The 20,525-nt window shown below is 68.1% G+C and carries 16 protein-coding genes and 1 pseudogene; 12 read left to right on the forward strand and 5 right to left on the reverse strand.

All coding sequences use genetic code 11. From position 1 onward, the window contains the following. Positions 1-1,084: 1,084 nt before the first annotated feature. Positions 1,085-2,344 carry a Gfo/Idh/MocA family protein gene (locus tag ACFP2T_RS36165; RefSeq protein WP_377429984.1) on the reverse strand — a complete coding sequence of 420 codons (1,260 nt, stop codon included), beginning with the start codon at positions 2,342-2,344 and terminating at the stop codon, positions 1,085-1,087. An 81-nt stretch (positions 2,345-2,425) separates the two neighbouring features. Between ACFP2T_RS36165 and ACFP2T_RS36170 the strand changes: the two genes are divergently transcribed. The 9 genes from ACFP2T_RS36170 to ACFP2T_RS36210 all read left to right on the forward strand — a co-directional run bounded on the left by ACFP2T_RS36170 (position 2,426) and on the right by ACFP2T_RS36210 (position 14,515). After that, positions 2,426-3,592, forward strand: coding sequence for an ROK family transcriptional regulator (locus tag ACFP2T_RS36170; protein WP_377429986.1), 1,167 nt, complete (start codon positions 2,426-2,428; stop codon positions 3,590-3,592). Between the two features lie 125 nt (positions 3,593-3,717). Continuing rightward, positions 3,718-4,980 (forward strand): ABC transporter substrate-binding protein, encoded by a 1,263-nt coding sequence (locus tag ACFP2T_RS36175; protein WP_377429988.1) that lies wholly within the window; start codon positions 3,718-3,720, stop codon positions 4,978-4,980. A 6-nt stretch (positions 4,981-4,986) separates the two neighbouring features. Then, the gene (locus ACFP2T_RS36180) at positions 4,987-5,967 is read left to right on the forward strand and encodes a carbohydrate ABC transporter permease (protein WP_377429991.1); all 981 of its coding nucleotides are present in this window, start codon (positions 4,987-4,989) and stop codon (positions 5,965-5,967) included. Continuing rightward, on the forward strand, positions 5,960-6,787 hold the full coding sequence (locus tag ACFP2T_RS36185; protein ID WP_377429994.1) for a carbohydrate ABC transporter permease: 828 nt from the start codon (positions 5,960-5,962) through the stop codon (positions 6,785-6,787). Before ACFP2T_RS36180 ends, ACFP2T_RS36185 begins: the two co-directional genes overlap by 8 nt. Before the next feature lie 150 nt (positions 6,788-6,937). Further along, the gene (locus ACFP2T_RS36190) at positions 6,938-8,977 is read left to right on the forward strand and encodes a hypothetical protein (protein WP_377429997.1); all 2,040 of its coding nucleotides are present in this window, start codon (positions 6,938-6,940) and stop codon (positions 8,975-8,977) included. Positions 8,978-9,050: 73 nt separating this feature from the next. After that, on the forward strand, positions 9,051-10,793 hold the full coding sequence (locus ACFP2T_RS36195; protein WP_377430000.1) for a DUF4832 domain-containing protein: 1,743 nt from the start codon (positions 9,051-9,053) through the stop codon (positions 10,791-10,793). Further along, the gene (locus ACFP2T_RS36200) at positions 10,790-11,650 is read left to right on the forward strand and encodes an SIS domain-containing protein (RefSeq protein ID WP_377430001.1); all 861 of its coding nucleotides are present in this window, start codon (positions 10,790-10,792) and stop codon (positions 11,648-11,650) included. The genes ACFP2T_RS36195 and ACFP2T_RS36200 overlap by 4 nt, the downstream gene beginning before the upstream one ends. Positions 11,651-11,676: 26 nt before the next feature. Further along, the gene (locus tag ACFP2T_RS36205; protein ID WP_377430004.1) at positions 11,677-12,558 is read left to right on the forward strand and encodes an ROK family protein; all 882 of its coding nucleotides are present in this window, start codon (positions 11,677-11,679) and stop codon (positions 12,556-12,558) included. Between the two features lie 613 nt (positions 12,559-13,171). After that, positions 13,172-14,515, forward strand: coding sequence for a hypothetical protein (locus ACFP2T_RS36210; protein ID WP_377430006.1), 1,344 nt, complete (start codon positions 13,172-13,174; stop codon positions 14,513-14,515). Here ACFP2T_RS36210 and ACFP2T_RS36215 read toward each other — a convergent pair. After that, on the reverse strand, positions 14,509-14,730 hold the full coding sequence (locus ACFP2T_RS36215; protein ID WP_377430054.1) for a hypothetical protein: 222 nt from the start codon (positions 14,728-14,730) through the stop codon (positions 14,509-14,511). The two genes, ACFP2T_RS36210 and ACFP2T_RS36215, sit on opposite strands and share 7 nt — an antisense overlap. Before the next feature lie 23 nt (positions 14,731-14,753). Between ACFP2T_RS36215 and ACFP2T_RS36220 the strand changes: the two are divergent. Together ACFP2T_RS36220 and ACFP2T_RS36225 are read left to right on the forward strand one after the other, a co-directional pair. Further along, positions 14,754-15,141 (forward strand): annotated as a pseudogene (locus ACFP2T_RS36220) (tyrosine-type recombinase/integrase); the annotation flags it as partial. A 13-nt stretch (positions 15,142-15,154) separates the two neighbouring features. Continuing rightward, the gene (locus ACFP2T_RS36225; protein ID WP_377430056.1) at positions 15,155-15,640 is read left to right on the forward strand and encodes a nitroreductase family deazaflavin-dependent oxidoreductase; all 486 of its coding nucleotides are present in this window, start codon (positions 15,155-15,157) and stop codon (positions 15,638-15,640) included. Positions 15,641-16,144: 504 nt separating this feature from the next. Here ACFP2T_RS36225 and ACFP2T_RS36230 read toward each other — a convergent pair. Next, on the reverse strand, positions 16,145-16,864 hold the full coding sequence (locus ACFP2T_RS36230) for a DsbA family oxidoreductase (protein WP_377430009.1): 720 nt from the start codon (positions 16,862-16,864) through the stop codon (positions 16,145-16,147). A gap of 19 nt (positions 16,865-16,883) precedes the next feature. Beyond that, positions 16,884-17,246, reverse strand: a complete 363-nt coding sequence (locus tag ACFP2T_RS36235; protein ID WP_377430011.1) for an antibiotic biosynthesis monooxygenase family protein — start codon at positions 17,244-17,246, stop codon at positions 16,884-16,886. A 126-nt stretch (positions 17,247-17,372) separates the two neighbouring features. Between ACFP2T_RS36235 and ACFP2T_RS36240 the strand changes: the two genes are divergently transcribed. After that, entirely contained in the window at positions 17,373-17,735 is a 363-nt protein-coding gene (locus ACFP2T_RS36240; protein WP_377430059.1) for a family 20 glycosylhydrolase, read from the forward strand. 304 nt (positions 17,736-18,039) lie between these two features. Here ACFP2T_RS36240 and ACFP2T_RS36245 read toward each other — a convergent pair whose 3' ends face one another. Then, positions 18,040-20,478 (reverse strand): glycoside hydrolase family 9 protein, encoded by a 2,439-nt coding sequence (locus ACFP2T_RS36245; protein ID WP_377430013.1) that lies wholly within the window; start codon positions 20,476-20,478, stop codon positions 18,040-18,042. Between the last annotated feature and the right edge of the window lie 47 nt (positions 20,479-20,525).

Here is a 20,525-nt window from a genome sequence, read left to right on the forward strand (position 1 = left end):
CGAACGGGCACAGGAAACCCAAGCCCGACTGGGAATCGGCGAACGCGTCTAGAGGTCAGGGCTGCCGCACCTGGCTGGCGTCGATGACGGGCCCGATGAGCGGGTGCGGTAGCCCGCATTCCGCCCCCGCTCCGGCCAGTCTTCCGGCCGGAGCCGGCAGCCGGCTACGCAGGGCCCTCCCCCCGCCCCAGCCGAGATGCGGGGGAGTACCCGGGGCCGGTAGCAGGTTCGAGTCCCCGGGTACCGGTGAGGAGATAATGGTGGGCTGCCCGTCGGGCGGTGGCCGGGCTGAGTCTGGTCCGGGCCGGCGGCCGGCCCGGCCGGCTTGGATACGTCCAGTGCCGCTTTAGCAGACGGCGGTGCCGGGCCCGCAGCGTGGTCGGGGTGACGATCCGGTGCGCACACAGTGCGCGGGGCAGCAACAGCGTCAGCGCGGACAGCACTGCCCGATCCGGCCAGGACGGCCTCGCCCCACCGACCTGGCGCCGTCAACACGGCGACTTCATGCCGTAGCACCAGCAACTCCGCCGGGTTGACGGCGTCGCTCCACACGAGGGAGCGCGAGCCAGCCGAACATCCGAACCATGATCAGATACGGCAAAGGACCATTACGACCCGATCGTGCCGCAGCCAGGCGAAACCCCAGCTCATAGCCGATGCGCCTAATTTCGGCAGTGGCAAGACCTCCGCGCAATCAAGGGTCCTGCGATCGGGTTCGGGGCTGTTTGCCGGATCTGTGGACCAATGGGTGTCTCCGGCCTGACACGGGTGTTGTGCTGTGCCTGGTGAGGGGGCACCGTAACGACCGCGACACTGAACGATGTGACCCCGAGGAACAAGTGGCCCGAGTTGTCGGCGCAGGAGCAGGCCGCCGATCTGGTCGGTTGGCCAAGGAGCATGGCCTGTCGCTGACGGGACCGGTCTACTTGACCGACACAGGTCCTGGAGACCGCGCTGAACGAGGAGTCGTACGACCGGAGCACGCACCTCGTCGCTGGTCGATGGTCGCGACGATCTCGGGTGGGAAGGCCATCACGGCGTCGCTGGCCTCGGGCAGACCGGCGTTGGACATGATGACCAGCGCCTACCCCGGTAGGTGGACCACGGTGCCGGTGTTCCGGGCCTGTTCGGCGGCCCAGACGACGCGGTGGCTGAGCAGGCTGGAGGCTGCGTCGGAGGGGATGAGGGAGGGATTGCCCTCGGCGACGGCCGCGAGGAAGGTGCTCGTCATGGCGGCGTCGCCGCCGTGGTGGCCGGCGGCGACAGTGCTGCCGGCGCCGGCTCCGGTGTCGATGGTCCATCGACGGTCGGTGCGGAAGTCCGTGATGTGTAGCGCGCTGTTGTCGCCTTCGATAGAGCCGTGGGTGCCGAACAGGCGGGTGCGGCGGCCGCTCATCGGGGTGAAGGCGGTGAGGGTGAACGAGCAGGTCGCGCCATCCGCGAAGGACATGGTGACGACCTGGTGGTCGACGACGTCGTTGGCGCTGGTGTAGACGCAGCGGCCGTACGGGCCGGTGCGCAGTGCCGCCTCGACGCCAGCGGGAGTGTGGTCGGTGGTGACCGCGGACAGCGGCCAGTACTCGCGCTCCGGGTCACCGAGGCAGGAGAGGTAGAGGCGGGGGGCGGAGTACGGGCATGACGGCTCGACCGGGCAGTTGAGGCATGTGCTCGTGGCGCCCTCGGGTCGCTGGTCAGGACGGAAGTGGCTGAGTCCGCCGAACGAGCTGACCTGGGTTGGTGCGGAGCCGAAGAGGTGGAGCAGCCAGTCGATGTCGTGGCATGACTTGGTGAGCAGCAGCGGGCCAGAGGTGTGGCTGTTGCGCCAGTTGCCACGGACGAAGGAGTGCGCGTAATGCCACCAGCCGACCGGCTCGAGGTGCTGCACACTGACGAGCCGGCCGATCACCCCGTCATCGAGTATTTCCTTGAGCGCCTTGGAGTAGGGCGTGTACCGCATGACGTGGCAGACCGCGAAGATGACGTCGGCCTTCTCCACCGAGGCGGCAATGCGTAGGGCGTCGGCTTCGGTGGTTGCCATCGGCTTTTCCAGCAGGATGTGGTATCCGAGTTCGGCGAAGGCGATGGTCGGCTCGGTGTGCATCTGGTCCTGGGTGGCGATCACGACCGCGTCGCCCACCCGGCCGGCCGCGGCGAGGTCGCGCCAGTCTGGGTAGACGTGCTCGGGTGGCACGCCGAACTCGGCGGCGAACTGGGCGCGGCGGCTCGGGTCCGGTTCGGCCACGGCCGTCACCCGAGCCTGTCCGGACGCGGCCGCGTGCCGGGCGTACCCGAGTCCTCGCAGCCCGGCGCCCGCCACGACCAGTCGTACCGGGTTTACAGTCATGTAGGTGCCTTCCCTGGAGCTACTTATTAGACTCTCCATCATTAGTAGGTGTCTGAGTAGCGGACGTCAAGGGGTGGGCACGTGAGCGGACAACTCGCCGGAGGAGACCTGTCGAGGTTGCGGCAGCTCAACACCCTCGCGGTGGTGCACGCGCTGCGCCGGCAGGCCCCGCGGACCTTGCGGGAGGTGTCGCGGGCTGCCGGTCTGTCCCGCGCGGCCAGCGAGGAGGTTGTTCACGAACTCGAAGCGCAGGGGTGGGTCGAGCAGGTCGACCCGGCCGCAGGCACGATGGGGCGGCCGGCCCGGCGGTACCGGTTCCGCGCGGATGCCGGCTGGGTGCTCGGCGTCGACATCGGCGGACACACGGTCCGGGCGATGGTCGCCGACCTCGACGGCGAGATCCGGCACGCGTTGCGCCAACCGGTCTCACCCACCGCCGGGCGAGCCGAGCGGCTGGCGGTGGTGGACAAGGTGGTCGCCGAATGCCTGGCCGGCTCCGGACGAACCGGGGCGGAGATGTGGGCGACAACGGTCGCCACGAGCGGTCTGACCGATGCGGCGGGCCGGGTTGTGCTCTCGGTCGCGCTGCCCGAATGGACCGGTGTGCACCTGGCCGAGCACCTCAGCCGCCTGGTCGCGGGACCGGTGATGATCGAGAACGACAGCCGCCTCGCTGCCCTGGCAGAGACCTGGCGGGGTGTAGCCCGGTACGCGCAGAACGTCGTCTACCTCCTCGCCGGCCTGCGTACGGGCACCGGCCTTATCATCAACGGCCGGCTGCACCAGGGGTTCGCGGGTGCGGCGGGCGAGATCGGGGCGCTGCCGGAGATGGGCTGGATCCGAGCCCAGGAACACCTGCGCGTCTGGCCCGACGCGCCGGCCGGGACTGATTCGGAAGACGTGGCTGCGCTGGTATTCGCCGCCGCGCGAGAGGGTGACCGCCGGGCGCTCACCATGGTCCGGCGGTACGTAAAGGACCTGGCGCTTGGTGCCTCGGCGCTGGTCCTCGCCCTCGACCCGCAGATGGTGGTCCTCGGCGGCGGCTTCTCCCGCTCGGCGGATGTGCTGCTGGAACCGCTCCGGCGGGAGCTCGACAAGCGGTGCATCCGGACCCCGGAGGTGCTCCAGTCGGCCCTTGCCGACGATGCCGTCGCCCTCGGCGCGGTCAGGCATGCGCTCGACCACCTGGAACGGCACATCTTCGACCCGGGCAGTGGCCTGGCCGCGCCGGCCGCCCCGAAGCGCTGACCGGACCGCACCCCCGGCTTCCGGGCCATGTCTTCACATTGTTGCGCCGGTCTTGACAGACTTATGAGGGAGAGTATTAATAGTGGGCGTGCTGTGACCTGAGTCTCCTGTCTGAAGGGACGCCCATGTTGAGACCTCTGCGGTTGGGACTGGCAGCGATGCTGGCTGCCGCGCTCACCTTCTCCGTTGCGGCCTGCGGCAGCGACGGAGATCCCACGGACGGCCCGGTGACGCTGTCCTACATGGTGTGGGACACCAATCAGGTGCCGGTGATGAAGGAACTCGCCGCGGCGTTCACCAAAGAGCACCCCACCGTCACGGTCGACGTGCAGATGACTCCCTGGACCGACTACTGGACCAAGCTGCGAGCCGCGGTGAGCGGGGGAGCGGCCCCGGACGTGTTCTGGATGAACGGTCCGAACATCCAGCTCTACGCCGACAACAAGGTCATCACGCCGCTGTCGGGCCGGATCAGCGACGCCGGGATCGACCTGGGCGTCTATCCCAAGGCGCTCGTCGACCTCTACACCTTCGAGGGCAAGGTCTACGGCCTGCCCAAGGACTTCGACACCGTGGGTGTCTGGTACAACAAGGAGCTCTTCGACACGGCCCGCGTCGCCTACCCCACCGACGGCTGGACCTGGGCCGACTTCAAGGCAGCGGCCGCGAAGCTCACCAATCCCGCCAAGGGCGTGTACGCGATCGGCGCCAGCCTCTCCTCCGGCCAGGAGTACTTCTACAACACCATCTACCAGGCTGGCGGCCAGGTCATCTCGCCCGACGGCAAGACCTCTGGCTACGACCAGCCGGCCACCATCGAGGGCCTGCGCTTCTGGACCGACCTGATCAAGGCCGGGCAGTCGCCCGATCTGAAGACGATGACCGACACTCAACCGCTGCAACTCTTCGAGTCCGGCAAGCTCGCCATGTACTGGGGCGGATCGTGGAACGTGTCGGAGTTCTCCAAGAACGAGTACACCAGGACGCGGGTCGACGTGGGCCCGCTGCCGACCGGCGTCAAGAAGGCCACAGTCATCCACGGTGTCGCCAACGTGGTCGCGACAAAGACCAGTTACCCGGAGCAGGCGTGGGAGTTCGTGCGGTTCCTCGGCTCCCGGCCGGCAGCCGAGATCCTCGGCCGCAGCGGACCGATCCCGGCGTACACGGGAACGCAGGCGGCGTGGGCGAGTGCCAACGCCCGGTTCAAGGTGCAGTACTTCCTCGACGCGGTGACGTACGCGGTGCCGTACCCGGTTTCCCGCAACACCGCCGCCTGGAACGAGGCCGAGGCCAAGCACCTGAGCCAGGCGTACAGCGGTGAGGTCGACGTGGAGACCGCAGCCACGGCGCTCGCCAAGGACATGAACGCCCTGCTGGCGAAGGAGTAGCCGGCCATGGTGGTCACCGAGTCGGGCGCCGTGCGGGCCGAGCCCGTCGTCCCACCCGAACCCCCCGGTCAGACACGGCGCCGCCGGTCCTGGCGGCACCAGCGCAGCGAGGCGCTCTGGGCGTACCTGCTCATCGCCCCTACGGGGTTGGGCCTGGCCGTCTTCTACCTCTGGCCGGTGCTACAGACGGCGTACTTCTCGTTCAGCGAGTGGGGGCCGTTCGGCGGACACGAGTGGATCGGCCTGGACAACTACCGGGCCCTGGTCGGCGACGCGGAGGCGTTGCGGGCGCTGGGCAACACAACGCTGTACACGGTGCTGGGTCTGGCGGGTATTCCGGTGGCCATTGTCTTCGCCGCACTACTCAACCGGCGCCAACTGCGGGCGGTGTCCGTCTACCGGATGCTGTTCTTCCTGCCGATGGTGACGATGCCGGTCGCGGTCGCGATGGTGTGGCGGTGGCTCTACAACGGCGAGTACGGGCTGATCAACCACGTCCTGTCGCTCGTGGGAATCGACGGTCCGCACTGGATCGCCGATCCGGCCACCGCCCTCTACGCCCTGGCCGCCGTCGGCATCTGGACGACACTCGGCTACAACCTGGTGATCTTCCTGGCCGGCATGCAGGCGATCCCGAGGGAGCTGTACGAGGCTGCTTCGATCGACGGTGCGGGGCCGCTCGTCCAGTTCCGCAGGGTCACGCTGCCGCTGCTGTCGCCGTCCATCTTCTTCGTCTCGGTGCTGTCGGTCATCGGCTCGCTGCAACTCTTCGACCTGGTGTACGTGATCGGCGGCAGTGGCCAGTCCGCTCGCAACAACCCGGCGTACCCGCGCATCCAGACGGTCGTGGCGCTCTTCTACGAGAAAGCGTTCTCCAGCAACGACCGCGGCTACGCGGCGGCGATCGTGATGGCCCTGCTCCTGCTCATCGTCACGCTGACAGCCGCGCAGTTCCGGCTCCAACGGAGGTGGGTCCACTATGGCTAGGTCCACGGCGCGCGGCAGGCACCTCGGGACCCATGCGATCCTCGCCGCCGGCACGATGTTGATGGTCGTCCCGTTCACATGGCAGTTCCTCACCTCGCTGAAGTCGCTCTCCAGCGCCACCCGGGTACCACCGACGATCGAACCGGACTGGCACTGGTCCAACTACAGGCGGGTGTTCGAACTGCTGCCCTTCGGCGAGCAGTTCCTCAACACCGTGCTCATGGCGGTCGGGCGTACCGCCGGGCAGCTGCTGTTCTGCTCGATGGCGGCGTACGCCTTCGCCCGACTGCGGTTTCCCGGCCGGAACCTGCTCTTCGGCGTCTTCCTGTCCGTGCTCATGGTGCCGCCACCGCTGTTCGTCATCCCCCAGTACGAGATCATGGCGAAGCTCGGCTGGCTCAACTCGCTCCAGGCGCTGATCGTGCCCGGCCTGTTCAGCGCATTCGGGGTGTTCCTGCTGCGGCAGTTCTTCCTCGGCCTGCCCAAGGAACTCGACGAGGCGGCGCGGCTGGACGGTGCCTCACCGCTGCGCATCTACTGGTCCGTGATGCTCCCACTGGCCAAGCCGGGTCTGCTGGCGCTCGCCATCCTGGCTCTGCTCTGGTCCTGGAACGACCTCTTCTGGCCGCTGGTGGTCAACACCGACCCGGACAAGATGACCCTGTCCGCGGGGCTGGCCTCCCTGCAGGGCCAGTTCCAGACCGACTATCCGGTGCTCATGGCCGGATCGCTACTCGCCTCCCTGCCGGTCATCGCGGTCTTCGTCGTGATGCAGCGGCACTTCATCGAAGGCATCGCCCTCACCGGCAACAAGGGCTGACAGCCCACCGCCGCAGCGAGGAACGGAGCGACCGGGTCCGACAGACATGGCAGCGGTCGCTCGCGCCGGCACCACACCGAGGTGGTGTTACCCGGCGCAGGCAGTGCACCGAGTACACCACACGGTCACCTGACTGGAAGGGGAGAAGCCGTGTTCGGTAGAGCCATCCGCCTGCTCTGCGGGGTGGTCGTCCTGACCGCCGCCGCCATCGTCCTGCCCCACGCGCAGCCCGCGAACGCGGCCGCATTCGAGATCGGCCGCACCCCCTTCTACGGCAAGGTACCCACGCTCAACCAGAACAGCCGCACCGCGTTCTGGTACGGGCAACTCGACCAGGCCAAGACCAACCAGCTCAAGGCGTACGACCTGGTCGTGCTCGAACCCACCCTGCGGGTGCTCAACCTGACCGCCGACCACTTCTACTTCGAGTCCGTCACCAGCGCACAGGTGCAGGAGATCAAGCGCGGGCTGGACGGTGTGCTCGGCAGCGCCGATGACGTCGTCGTGCTGGGTTACCTCTCGGTCGGGGAGATGCTGCCCACCATCATTCCCGGGCACAGCGGGCACATGACCACCCAGAAGGGCATCGAGCTCGGCCTCCTTCCCGCCGGCTACACCGGACCGTCGGGTCCGCTGCACGGGCCCAACCCGTGGAACTACAACGCCGCGGGTGGCTACCTGAACGTGGAGGGTGGCGCGACCCCGGACGGCACGTACGACGACGGCTATGCCGGCTACACCGGTCTGAACATCGCCGCCGGCTACTCCTCCTGGGGCAACCGGCTCACCTGGCGCAACCGCGGCGTCATGCCCTGGTACCTCGACCAGCAGGGCACCTGGGTCAGCGACAGCCGATACCTCTACGGCGGCTACTGGCGGGACGGTGACGGTAATGTCGACGTCAACCGCAACTACGGCGGCGGCTACATCAACGCCGGTGACCCGGCCTGGCAGCGGTTCGTCACGTACCAGGTCGACAAGATCGTCCACGACGGTGACTACGACGGCGTCTTCCTCGACACCGTCGACACGCCCGACCCGGTCGGAGGTGCCGGCCCGGGCGTTTCGTGGGGACCACGCGGCAACTTCGGCTTCACCGCCGGCGGCATGATCGACCTCGTCGAGAAGATCAAGGCCGTCGACCCGAGCAAGGTCGTCGCCGCCAACCGCGGCTACTGGTACTTCAACCCGGACGAGGGCACCTCGCGGTTCGCTGACCGCTACCGCCGCGCCATCAACGTCTTCGTCACCGAGTCCTGGTACTACAACACCTACATTCCCGGCTTCTACGACAGCAGCCCCGGATACGAGAGCAACTGGAACACCAATCCCGCCTCAGCCGGCTACCGCCACCGCGACAACTTCGGCGGCTTCTGGAAGTCCTACATGAACGCCCAGGCCGACCGGGCCGACGGCTTCAACATCATGATCATCGACTTCCGAGTGCCTGCCAGCGGCACCCAGAAGTGGATGAACGAGGTGGTGGTCAACTCCGGCTACCTCGGCTACTCGGTCTCCGGCGCCAACCACTTCAACTCGGCGATCTACGACGACGCGAAGAACTGGCTCGACGCCAACGGACGCGCCGCACCCAGCCAGGCCGGCGCCCACCCGACCAACCTGTTCGGCGGGTTCGTCGCGGACGGCGACACCGGGGAGTGGACGGCCCAGACACCGATCTACCACGATCCGGCCGGCGCCAACGCCAAGGGCATCACCAAGGTGTACGCCCGGTTCGTCGGGGAGCGGTTCTTCATGATGATCGAGGCGAAGCAGACGATCAGCCTGGCCCAGGAGATGATCTACTTCGACTACGACCGGGACGGCCCCTCCGGCTGGCAGCCCTTCTGGCCGACCTCACCCGACGCCCGGGTCTACCTGGAGAACCTCAACCAGGCGTACCTGCTGCCACACGTGGCCGGTCAGGCCGACGTGTTCCGGTTCAGCAGCCCCAGTGCCCCCGGCAACCGGGGCTGGCCGGTGCGGGTCGTGCAGTCCGGCACCCGCACCGAGCTGGAATTCGACGGCGGTTACATCTTCCCGCCGTCGACGGCGGGCCGGGAGATCTGGACGTGGTTCCGGGTCGCCAACTTCGGTGGCCAGGCCGTGCGGTTCTCCGTCCCCGGTGCTGCGCCCATCCCGTCGCCGGTCGTCGGCAACGGTCAGACGACGAACCTCCCGGCCAGCTGAAGGACAACTCCACCGACGAACGGCTTCCGGCCGACCCGAACCCCTGCCCCTCGTCACGGTCAGAGAGAGAGCTATGTCCCGTAACCGAATGATCGCCGCCGCCCTCGTGGGCGTGCTGGCCACGGTCACCCTCAACGTGGCGCCAGCACACGCCACGATCAGCGGCCAGACGACATCCAACACCGCCACCACCGTCACCTACCGGTACCAGTACACCGGCGCACCCGCGTGGCGCCGCGTCTACGTGGACACCGACCGCAACGCCGCCACCGGGTTCGCCACCACCGGCATCGGAGCGGACTACCTGCTGGAGAACGGCACCCTGTACCGGCACGCCGGCAGCGGCTGGAACTGGGCCGCGGTCACCGCCGTCACCCACACCGACGGCGGCGGCACCGCGAGCTGGACCGTCAACCGTGCCGACCTCGGCGAGACCGCGACACCCAACGACGCCGACCTGGTCTTCCAGACCGAGGCGCCGCTGGACACCTCGGCCCGGTACACCCACGTCTACAGCGGCTCCGGCAACGGCGGCGGCACGGTGACGTACCAGCCGGACACCGCCGACATCGCCAACCCGGAGCGCGGCTTCTACCACCACACCGGCGACTGCGACACCAACGACTTCAACCTCGCCACCCTGCAGGGCTACCGCACCAGCCAGCAGACCACGCTCGTGATGTGCGTGTTCTACCTCGCCGCGTTCAAGAACGCGCCGATCAGCGCGGCGGCACTCGCTCAGTTCCAGCAGCAGGCTGACACCGTGCGCGCCGCCGGACTGAAGATGATTCTGCGGTTCGCGTACACCACCTCCACCAGCGGCGACGATGCCCCGCTCAGCCGAGTGCTGTCCCACCTCGACCAGCTCGCGCCGTACCTCAACGCCAACAGCGACGTCATCCACGTCATGCAGGCCGGCTTCATCGGCGCGTGGGGCGAGTGGTGGTACACGCAGAACTTCGGCAACGAAGGCAACGTGACCCAGGCCGACTGGGCCAACCGCAAGGCCGTGGTGGACAAGCTCCTCAGCGTCCTGCCGGCGAACCGCATGGTCCAACTGCGCACCCCCAAGTTCAAGCGCACGATGTACGGCACCGGTGCACTGACGTCCGGCCAGGCGTACAGCGGCACCGCGCTCGCCCGCCTCGGTCACCACAACGACTGCTTCCTCGCCAGCTCGGACGATCTCGGCACCTACGAGAACATCCCGGTCGAGTACCCGTACCTGGCGGCCGAGACACAGTTCGTGCCCATGGGCGGGGAGACCTGCCAGCCCAACCCGCCACGCTCACAATGCCCGACCGCGCTGCAGGAACTCGGCCAGTTCCACTGGAACTACCTCAACGCCGACTACCGCGCGGAAGTGCTCAACGGCTGGACCAGCGGTGGTTGCATGACCAGCGTGCGCCGCAACCTCGGCCACCGGTTCACCCTCACCCAGGGCACGTACCCGGCCACCGCGACGGCCGGCGGCAGCCTGACAGTCCAGTTCACCGTGCAGAACGCGGGCTGGGCCGCGCCGTTCAACCCGCGCGGGCTCACCCTCGTGCTGCGGAACACCGCGACGGGTGCCGTCCACCCGAGGGCGCTCAATGCCGACCCGCGCCGGTGGGGCGCAGGCACGTCCACCACCGTCAACCAGTCCGTGTCGCTGGCGGGCGTACCGTCGGGCACCTACCGGCTGCTGCTCAGCCTGCCCGACCCGCAGCCGAGGCTCGCCACCCGGCCCGAGTACGCCATCCGGCTGGCCAACACCAACGTGTGGGAGCCCACCACCGGCTACAACGACCTGCTGCACTCGGTGGTCGTCCGATGAGCCACGTCACGCAGGAAATCGCCAGCCAACCCGACTGCTGGCGGCGAGCCATCGCGCTCGTCCCCGAGGTCGGTCGCCTGCTCCCGGCACCGGGTCAGCGGAGCGCCGTCCTCGGTTGTGGCACGTCCTGGTTCATCGCCCAGGCCTACGCCCGACTGCGGGAAGCCGCCGGCCACGGCGAGACCGACGCGTTCACCGCGTCGGAGTTCCCCGCCGAGCGTGGCTACGACGCCGTCGTGGCGATCACCCGCTCGGGTACGACCACCGAGGTGCTGGACGCTGTCCGGGGCCATGCGGCCACGGTGATCCTCGCCGATCCGCAGACTCCGGCTGGCGACCTCGCGGCGGGCGTGATCGCACTCCCGTGGGCCGACGAGCGGTCGGTCGTGCAGACCCGTTTCGCGACCACCACGCTCGCGTTGCTCAGCGCACACGTCGGCGCACCACCCGACATGGCGGCGGCGGAGAAGGCGGTGGTCGCGCCGCTCCCGCTCGATCCGTCCGCCGTGGAGCAGGTCAGTTTCCTGGGCTCGGGCTGGACGGTGGGACTGGCACACGAGGCGGCCCTCAAATGCCGCGAGGCGGCCGGGTTGTGGACCGAGTCCTATCCCGCGATGGAGTACCGGCACGGACCGGTCGCGATCGCCGCACCCCGCCGAGCGGTGTGGATGTTCGGGGATCCGCCCGCCGGGCTCGCCGAGCAGATCGGCCGAACCGGCGCCACGTTCGTGAACACCGGACGCGACCCGTTCGCCGACCTGGTACTGGCGCAGCGGTTCGCGGTCGAGGCCGCCGCTCACCACGGCCTCGATCCCGACGCGCCACGTAACCTGACCCGCTCGGTGGTACTGCGGTGACCGATACCGGGGACGTGGTCGTGGCTGTGGACGTCGGCGGCACTCACATCAAGTGCGCGCTCGTCGACGCCCGCGGCGACCGGCGGCACCGCGAGCGGCACCCGACCGGTGCCAAGCGAGGACCGCAAGCCGTCGTCGCCATGATCCTCGACATCGTGGGTACGCTTGCCGGCCGCGCCCGTGCGCAGGGACTGGTGCCCCGGGCGGTCGGTGTGGCGGTACCCGGGGTGGTGGACGAAGTCGAAGGGGTCGCGCAGTATGCCGCCAACCTGCCGCTGCGCGACGTACCCCTGCGGAATCTGGTCGCCGAACACCTTGAGCTGCCCACCGTGCTCGGCCACGACGTGCGTGCCGGCGGTCTCGCCGAGGCCCGCCTGGGCGCCGGGCAGCACACGTCCCACATGCTCTTCGTACCGATCGGCACCGGCATCGCCGCCGCGTACGTGACGGGTGGCGCGGTGCTGACCGGTGCCGGCGCGGCCGGTGAATTCGGGCATGTGGTTGTCCGACCCGCTGGCCCAGGATGCGCTTGTGGAGGGCGCGGCTGCCTGGAAGCGGTCGCGTCCGCCGCTGCTATCGCACGTCGGGCCGGGATGCCAGCACCCGAGGTCGTGGCTCGAGCGGCCGCTGGAGATCCCGCCGCAGCCGATATCTGGCGTGACGCCGTCCGCGCGCTCGCCGACGGATTGTTGACCGCCCAGGCGCTGCTGGATCCGGAGGCCATCGTCCTGGGCGGCGGACTCTCCCAGGCAGGTGACGCCCTGCTCGAACCGGTACGGACCGAAGTCCTCGATCGGCTGACCTTCCACCGCGAACCGCAGATCCTGCGCGCGTCATTCGGTGACGAAGCAGGCTGTCTCGGCGTAGGCCTCCTCGCTCTCGACCGCTGGCAGGGCCGCACAGAATGATCATCTTAGCCACGCTCAGCCCGCGTCGGACGTCACCTGCACCCTGTGCCAGCGGTGCCGGTCCCACTGCTGCAACAATCGTGGATGGCGCCAACTGCACGTGGACCGGACACCGGTGTTCCGTCCAGGTCGAGTTGACGATCGGCCGACGGGGTCGGTCCGGCATGGTCCGGCCGCGTCGCACCAGCCGGCGGTGCCAGTTCAGCAACGTGGCCGGGTGGCAATTCGGTCCTCCCGTAGTCGGCGGGGAGCAACAGACGGGCGAGGGCGGACGGGATCGCCCAATCCGGCCAGTGACAGCCCTGCCTGCTGTCGGGCGTGATACGCAAGATCTGCTGGGACCAGGGGAGCAGGCGATACTGCGGCTGCTGTGTACGGCGGTGGGCCGCCGTGCACAGGGGCTGTTCACCATCCGTCACCTGGCGCTGCTGCGGCCGGTTGGTGCCGAGCGGTGGTAGGTACCCGCACGACCTGACCTACGTCCGGATTGCTCACGACTGGGTAGTACTGCCTGACCTGGCTGGGTGAGGTTTCTGGCGGGCACAGGGTTGTGAGTCAACGTTTCACCAAGATCCAGACCCCATCCTAAACAGCCGGCCGCACACTGATAGGCGTGCTGATCGGGTTGGGCGTGCTCGGCGTAGCCATAGTGAGCGCGCTGGGGTGGTTCGTGGGCGAGGCGCTGGGCGGGCACGGCGAGGCCGGCCTGGCCGTGGTGTACGGCATCGGCGTGCTGCTGTGGGCGCTGCTCGACGAGCACACCGGCGAGGCGACCTTCACGGCGATCCTCGCATTCCTGATCGGCCTGCCGATCGTGTACACCGTCGTGGTCGTGGTCAAGTTGGTCGTTCTGGTGTTCGCCCTCGCCGACCTGGGCGCCCGTGACGTCCTGCTGTCCAGCCTGCTGAGCGCGCTGGCTGGCACGGGCATCAGCGTCGGGCTCTCGCTGGTCGGCGCGTTCAGACGCGCGACGGAACCGTCGGCGAGCCGGCGCCCGGCCGACCTGGAGGAGTCGTTCCTGTCCGGGCTGGCGTTCCGGATGCCGCTGGCGCTGCTCATCGCCGGCCTCAGTCGCCATCGGGTCGATCGCGTGTTTGCCCGCGTCCCCCGGCTCGTCGAGCACCATGACCAGGGCGCGGGTCCCGTTGGTCACCACCTCCAACAGCCGTCCGTGATCATGCTCGAACCAGGTCTCGAACTAGCCTTCACCAGCTCGCGTACGGACGAGATCCGCAGCGTCAGTTCCGGTAAGCAGATGGTGGTGATCCTGCGCCGCCATCCGTCCGTCATGGTCGCCAGGCTTTCGGGTGCCCTCGCGCCGCGCGTCCTCCACCGCCGCCGACCGTACGCCGGGAAGCAGAACTCCGTGACCCTCCGTAGACGCTCTGTGGGCATCGGCCCGCCTCGGGTGCACGCACATGCCGAGTTGAGTGCGGTCCATGCCTACCCGAGGCAACCTGCGCGCACGGCATCAGGCATCCTGAGCGTTGTGAGCGATGGGTACATTCGATTGATCCCCACTGACCTCGAATGGCAGCCTGCCCCCGACGCCGCCGCTGCGGCCGTGGCTTATGTCGCTCGGCTGTTCTCCGGTTCCGCTGACGATGTCGAAGAGGTCGAGTACGAGTTTTACGATCGAGTTACCCTGATCGACGCTGGCGAGAACACTACCCGGATCAGGTGCTCCCGGTGCCACGGAGAAAGCGATGTGGTTTGGCTCTACGACCTGGCCGTGGAGAACGACGAAGGCTTCGAGAGACTGGACATCGTCGTGCCATGCTGCGGTGCGGTCGTCCCGCTAGACACCCTCCGCTACGACTGGCCGATGGGGTTCGCACGGTTCGAGGTGAGCGCCATGAACCCGACGCGCGAAAAATACGAACTTGACGCCGAGGAACTCGCCGATGTCGCCGCTCTGCTTGGTCATCCCGTCACGCAGGTCCTCGCCCACTACTGAACGCCTGGGTCCCTCGGTGCGCTTCCTGCGTGGACCCGTGGTAGCCGTGTGCGGTTATCTCGGTCGCCAGTACGGGCGCTGCCCGCCAGACGAGCGGCCAACGCCCGATCGTCGTAGAGGTCGTCGAACTGGAAGCCACCGTCGACTCCCACCAGCCCGGCCTGATGGGACAGGAGGTGACGGACCGTCGTATCCGCCTTGCCGCCGGCGGCCAAGGCCGGCCAGTAGGACGCATTCTCGGCACACCGGCGGCCTGGCCGACAATTTGACCTCATGCTCGCCACCGGCGCCCGCATCGGCGAGATCCGCGCCCTGCGCTGGGAGGACCTAGACCTCGCCGCCGAACGTCCCACCCTGACCATCTGCGGCACGCTGGTCTTCGTTAAGGGCAAGGGATTCTTCCGACAATTCTGGACCAAGAGCGACGCCGGCCAGCGGATGGTCGTGTTGCCCCGATTCGCGGTTGGCATGCTGCCGGCCCGCAAACTCGTCGCTGCCGACAACCACACGACGCGATCTTCGCCTCCCGACGCGGCACATGGCTCTCCCTCAACAACGTCCGTCGTCAATGGCGCCAGGCCCGTGCGAGGCTTGTGTTGAACCGCGCAACGATCCGCACACGACGATGGGGTGGACGCGATGCCTCTTGAGGGCGAGTACGAGCCGAGTCCGGCGCAGTGGGTCCGCGAACAGGTCGAGCTGTATGAGAGTTCGGGCGGCACGCAGGGGACGACACTCTGGGACACGGGCCTGCCCGTCGTCATCCTCACGACGCGCGGTGCGAAGAGCGGCAAGATCCGCAAGATCGCGCTGATGCGCGTGGAGCACGAGGGGCGGTACGCGGCTGTGGCCTCGAAAGGCGGCTCCCCGCGTCACCCGGTCTGGTACTTCAACGTCAAGTCCGACCCGCACGTGGAGCTCCAGGACGGGTCCGTACGCCAGGACATGACGGCCCGTGAGATCGCCGGGGACGAGAAGGCCGAGTGGTGGGAGCGCGCGGTCGCCGCGTATCCGCCGTACGCCGAATACCAGGAGAAAACCGACCGTGTGATCCCCGTCTTCGTGCTGGAACCCAGGTATGTGGCAGGGTCGGCGGACGCCCCACCGTCGTCAACGGGGTCCTGATCCGCGCGGCTCCTTGACCTACCAAGCCAGGACTGGCACGAGCATTCTCTGAGCCGCTAGTTGTACCCGCCCGGCCGCACGTCCGGAGGCATCGCGCTACTCACGCACGTCCCCGGACGAGCGACACGCCAGGGTTTCCGCAAGGTAGGTCCGGACACTCTGGCTCAGCACCGTCCGGACCTCCCTTGCGAGTTGCTGGTCAGCGTCTTGATCATCCGCAGCCTTCAGTCAGATGCGACAGTTGGCGGGCGCGGGATGCGCGGTTCGCTGGACACCCGAGGGGCGTTACCAACGGCCCGCCCGACCGGTCGGGATCACCGCACTTGACACCTACTGACCATCGGATGTCTACTCCGGCCGCCGCATGTTCGATCAGATGCGATTACGCGCTGGTTTGTGTCGCGTCCGCGCGAACTTGCGGAGTCCGGGCTTACCTTGCAGATGATCTTGCGGGGTCCGGATTCAGGTTGCGGATTCACCCATACGCCGGCGAAGCGCCGGTGGCTACGGCGCGCGCTGCCGCTGGGTCGATGAGGTCGATGCCGCTGGTGCAGCGGAGTCGAGTGCGGTCAGGCGCTGGTTCAGCAACTGGTGTAGCTCCTCAGGGGTCTGGACACCGGAAACCGGTGGTTGACCGTCGATCACCAGCGACGGGACGCCCGTGATGCCGCGCTGGGCGGCCCGGCGTTCGTCGGCCCGAACATGTTCGGCGTAGTCGTCACTGCGGAGCAGGGTGTGTACGTCGGTTGGGTCCAGCCCGGCCTCGTTGCCCAGCCGTTCGAGGGTCTGCGGCTCGGCGACGTTGAGACCCTCGGTGTGGTAGGCGTGGAGCAGGCGCTCCATCATCGTGTCGGCGAGACCGTGGTCGGCGGCGAGGTGACACAGCCGGTGGGCGTCGAACGTGTTCACCGGCCGCGCACGGTGCAGGTTGAGTTCCAAGCCTTCTGCCACACCAAGTGCGCGGATCCGTATGATCCTGGTGGAAGCCTGTTCTCCCCACCAGCCCGCCATCGCCTCAGCGGCCGTCAGGCCGGGGACTTTGCTTTCCTGTGGAGCGAGTTCGTGGCTGCGCCAGACGACCTGTATGCGGTCGCGGTCGGCGATCCTGCCCAGAGCGGCGGCGAGGCGCCTCTTGCCGATGTAGCACCAGGGGCACAGGATGTCCGCGTATATCTCGATCTTCATGGGTACCTTCGAATGGCGGGCGGCGTTGGATCGCTGCACATGCTCGGGTGAGTCGGGTTCAGGCGTCGGTCTGCTGCGGACCGGGACCGACCTCGCGGACGACGACGTAGCGGGGGTCGCCGCTCATCCGGGGTTCGGCCTTGCCGGACAAGCCGTCCAGTGCCTTGCCGATGGCTGCCATCCGGCCTTCGGTGTCGGAGGTCGCCTCGAAGTTGTGGTAGTCCGCCTCGCTTGCCCAGTGCACGATGTTGTAGACGCGGGTGCCGTCGGTGCTGACGTGGAATCGGGCCGACCGGTACCCAGGATAAAACCGGACCCACCGCTCCTGAATGTCTGCGAAGGCGGCCACGAGTTCACGTTGCGTGTCAGGTCCATCGACCGTGTAGTCGATGATCGAATAGAAGCCGGTGTCAGTACTCATGTGCTCCCCCGTGGATGGGCTATCCGAGCTCGCGGTCCTGGCTTGGATCTTTCAACCCCAACCGGACTTGAGGTCAAGAGCGGCCACAGCCGACCCGACCCTGCCGTCGACGTCAGCCGGCCGCCAGTGCGTGCACGTGCCGACGTTAGGAGTTCTAAGACGGTCGGGCAGAGCTACGACTGGGAGCCGAGCGCGGCGCTCGCCGCGGCCGTGTCGGTGGGAGTGCCCACCGCCGCCGGTGTCGAGGCCGCGGTCTGGTGCGAGACGGTCACCTCCGGCGATGACCTGGAATTTCTTCTGCTACCGCGGCTCGCCGGCGTCGCCGAACGCGCATGGTCGCCGCAGGGCGTCGGGCACCTGGGACGAATACCGCGCGCCGCTCAGTCGACGGCCTGGACACGACGCGGATGGACCTGGTTCCGTTCCAGTGACCTGGCCCGAGCTGTCCAACATCAACGGAATCTGACGAACGCGGCTGAGCGGATGTAGCGGCCGGCGTCGGCATCCGCCGGGGCGGCTGAAGGCAGGCGGCTCGGCTGAGTTCAGCCGAGATGCGCTCTTTGTCGGTCAGAAGCCGGGGAGCGGCGCGCAGTTCGTCGAGCGAGATGGTGCCGGTCATCTCCACGCCGGCCGGGGTGTGCTTCGGGGCCAGCCGGCCGCAACGAGGCCGGACCGCGGACTCCAGCGGCCCAGCGGATTTTGCGATGGCGGGCAGCGCTTCCGTGGTGAGTCTCGCCATGTCTGCCGGGTCGCCGCCGGACATCGGCTCCGGCGGCGACCGCGGATGTGACGGTTAGCTGCAGGTGTTGCCGTTGAGGGTGAACGTAGCGGGGTTGGTGTTGGTGCCGTTGTGGTTGCCGTTAAATCCGAAGCCGACCGATGTACCTGGTGCCACGTCGCCGTTGTAGCCGGCGTTGGTGGCGGTGACGGTCGCGCCGGACTGGGTGACCGTGCTGGACCATGCCTGGGTGACGGTCTGCCCGCTAGGGAGGTCGAAGCGGAGGGTCCAGCCGTTCCATGGGGTGGTGCCGGTGTTGGTGACGGTGATGCTGGCGGTGAAGCCGTTGTTCCAGTTGTTCGCCGAGTAGGTCACGGCGCAAGAGCCGCTGGGTGTGCTGCCGCCGGCGGTTCGGAGGGTAACCGCCGGGGACAGCGCAGATGTTTGCCCGGCGGTGTCTCGGGCTCGTACGGCGACGGTGTAGTCGGTGTCAGCGGTGAGGCCGGTGAGCGTGGCGGAGGCGGTGGTCGTGGTGGCGACCACGGCCTGCGCGCCGCTTTGGATACGGACGATGTCGTAGCCGGCGACTCCCCGGTCGTCGGTCGAGGCGGTCCAGGTCAGGCTTGCAGTGGAGGCGGTGACGCCTGAGGCGGTGGGCGTGCCGGGGGCGGTCGGTGGGTTGTCGGTAGGGCTGCTGCCACTGCCGGCCTTTTCGGCGGCCCAGTTGGCGAGCCAGGCAAGGGCGGCGTTCCAGTTGATCGCGACTTCGTTCACGGACCAGGCGTTGATGTCGTCCAGGTAGCACTTCTGTGGCCGGCAGCCCGCGAGTTGTTCCTGGGCGACCGGGTCTTCCAGACCCGCGTTGGGGCCACCGGCAAGCGCGCCGGGTGGTGCGATCGGCAGGGATCCGTCGATCTGATTGGCCCAGAAGCGGTGGTGCACGTTGCGGGAGGCATGTTCGCCGTAGCCGGTCACGTAGGCCTGGTTGTACGGGTTACGGCCGAAGAAGTAGTCCAGAGCCTGGTAGACGCCGGCTCGATAACGCTGCTGCCCGGTGAAGTCGTAGGCGAGGGCGAGGATTGTGGCGTTGTTGGCGGTGACACCGTTGGAGCCCCAGTAGTAACTGGCCGGGCTGCCGGCCGGAGCCGGGTAGCCTTGAGCGCTCATCGCGCTCAGGAGCCGGTCGGCGAAACCGGTGATGGCTGATCGGGTCGCCGAGATGTCGGATGTGGGCAGCCCGTTGGGGACGATGGCGAGGGTGGTGTCACCGAGGCCGGGAGTCCACCACCAGTCGTGGCCGCGCTGGTTGAACCCGGCGCCGCGGAAGAACGACGATGCGGTCAGGTCGGTGCGGTAGCCGGACTCGCCGGTGGTGACGTACAACTCGGCGGCGGCCCAGTAGAACTCGTCGGCGACGCCGTTGCTGTCGACGTAGGAACCGCCGCCGGTGCCGTCGTTTGGGTCAGCGAGCCGGTTCGGATTGGCCTTGGCCGCTGTGTATGCCTTCCGCGCCGCCGCCAGTGCCCGCGCGGAGAAGTTCGGGTCGATGGTTCGCCACACCCGGGCCGCTTGGGCGGCGACCGCGGCGAGGTTGAGGGTGGCCGCAGTGGTGGGTGGCGACAGCAGCCGGGGTTGCGGGTCGGCGTCCGGGAGCAGGGGCAGACCGGTCCAGTTCTGATCGTGGATCTTGTGGTGGGCCATGCCGGCGAACGTGCGTCCGTCGGGGACCTGCATTCTGAGTAGGAACTCGACCTCCCAGCGGGCCTCGTCAAGGATGTCGGGCACGCTGTTGCCGCGTTCGGGAATGGCCAATGTGCTGTCGCCGAGTGGCGCGGGGTCGGCACCGGCCACGTTGACGGCCCGTTCGTACTGGTTGATCAGCTGCCAGGCGGAGATGCCCCCGTTGACGACGTACTTGCCGTGGTCACCGGCGTCGTACCAGCCGCCGCGCACGTCCAGGTTGTAGCCGCAGGAGGTGCGGCACGCCACGTTGTTGTCGCCCTGGTTGGGCGCGACGTTGACGTGTCCGGCCGGTCGCGCGTACTGCGCGCCGACGTGCTGGGACAGGATCGGGGTGCCGCTGCGCTGGTGGTAGAAGAACGCCAGCGCGTCGTACCGCAGCCGGCGAACCGGGTCGGCGGAGATGTCGAACGGGTAGCTGTTGGCGCCGGCTGCCGAGAGCACGTAGCCGGTGCCGGCGGTGTCGTAGGAGGAAAAGTCGACGGTGTGCACGTTGTCGCCGGACAGGGAGTCGGTGCCGCGTACCGTGCTCTGCCCGGACGCGACCGTCGACCCTGCGGCGTTCCGGAGGGTCCATGCGATCGGCGCGTCCGAGTTGCTGACCACTGTGGCCTGCTTGGGTAGCCCGGGAACGTATGCAACCTGGTTGACCTTGACGATTGGGCCGGGATCAGGGGCGGCCGACGCGGGGGCTCTGAGGGCAACGAGGCTGCCACACACCAGGATGGCTGCGACCGCCGCAGCAACCGCGTGACGGTGAAGTTGAGGGGACATGAGTTTCTCCTGAAGTCGCACACGCCCGTGGGGGTGCCATGGAAATT

Source organism: Plantactinospora solaniradicis (assembly GCF_042658085.1).
In the GTDB taxonomy this organism is placed as follows: domain Bacteria; phylum Actinomycetota; class Actinomycetes; order Mycobacteriales; family Micromonosporaceae; genus Plantactinospora; species Plantactinospora solaniradicis.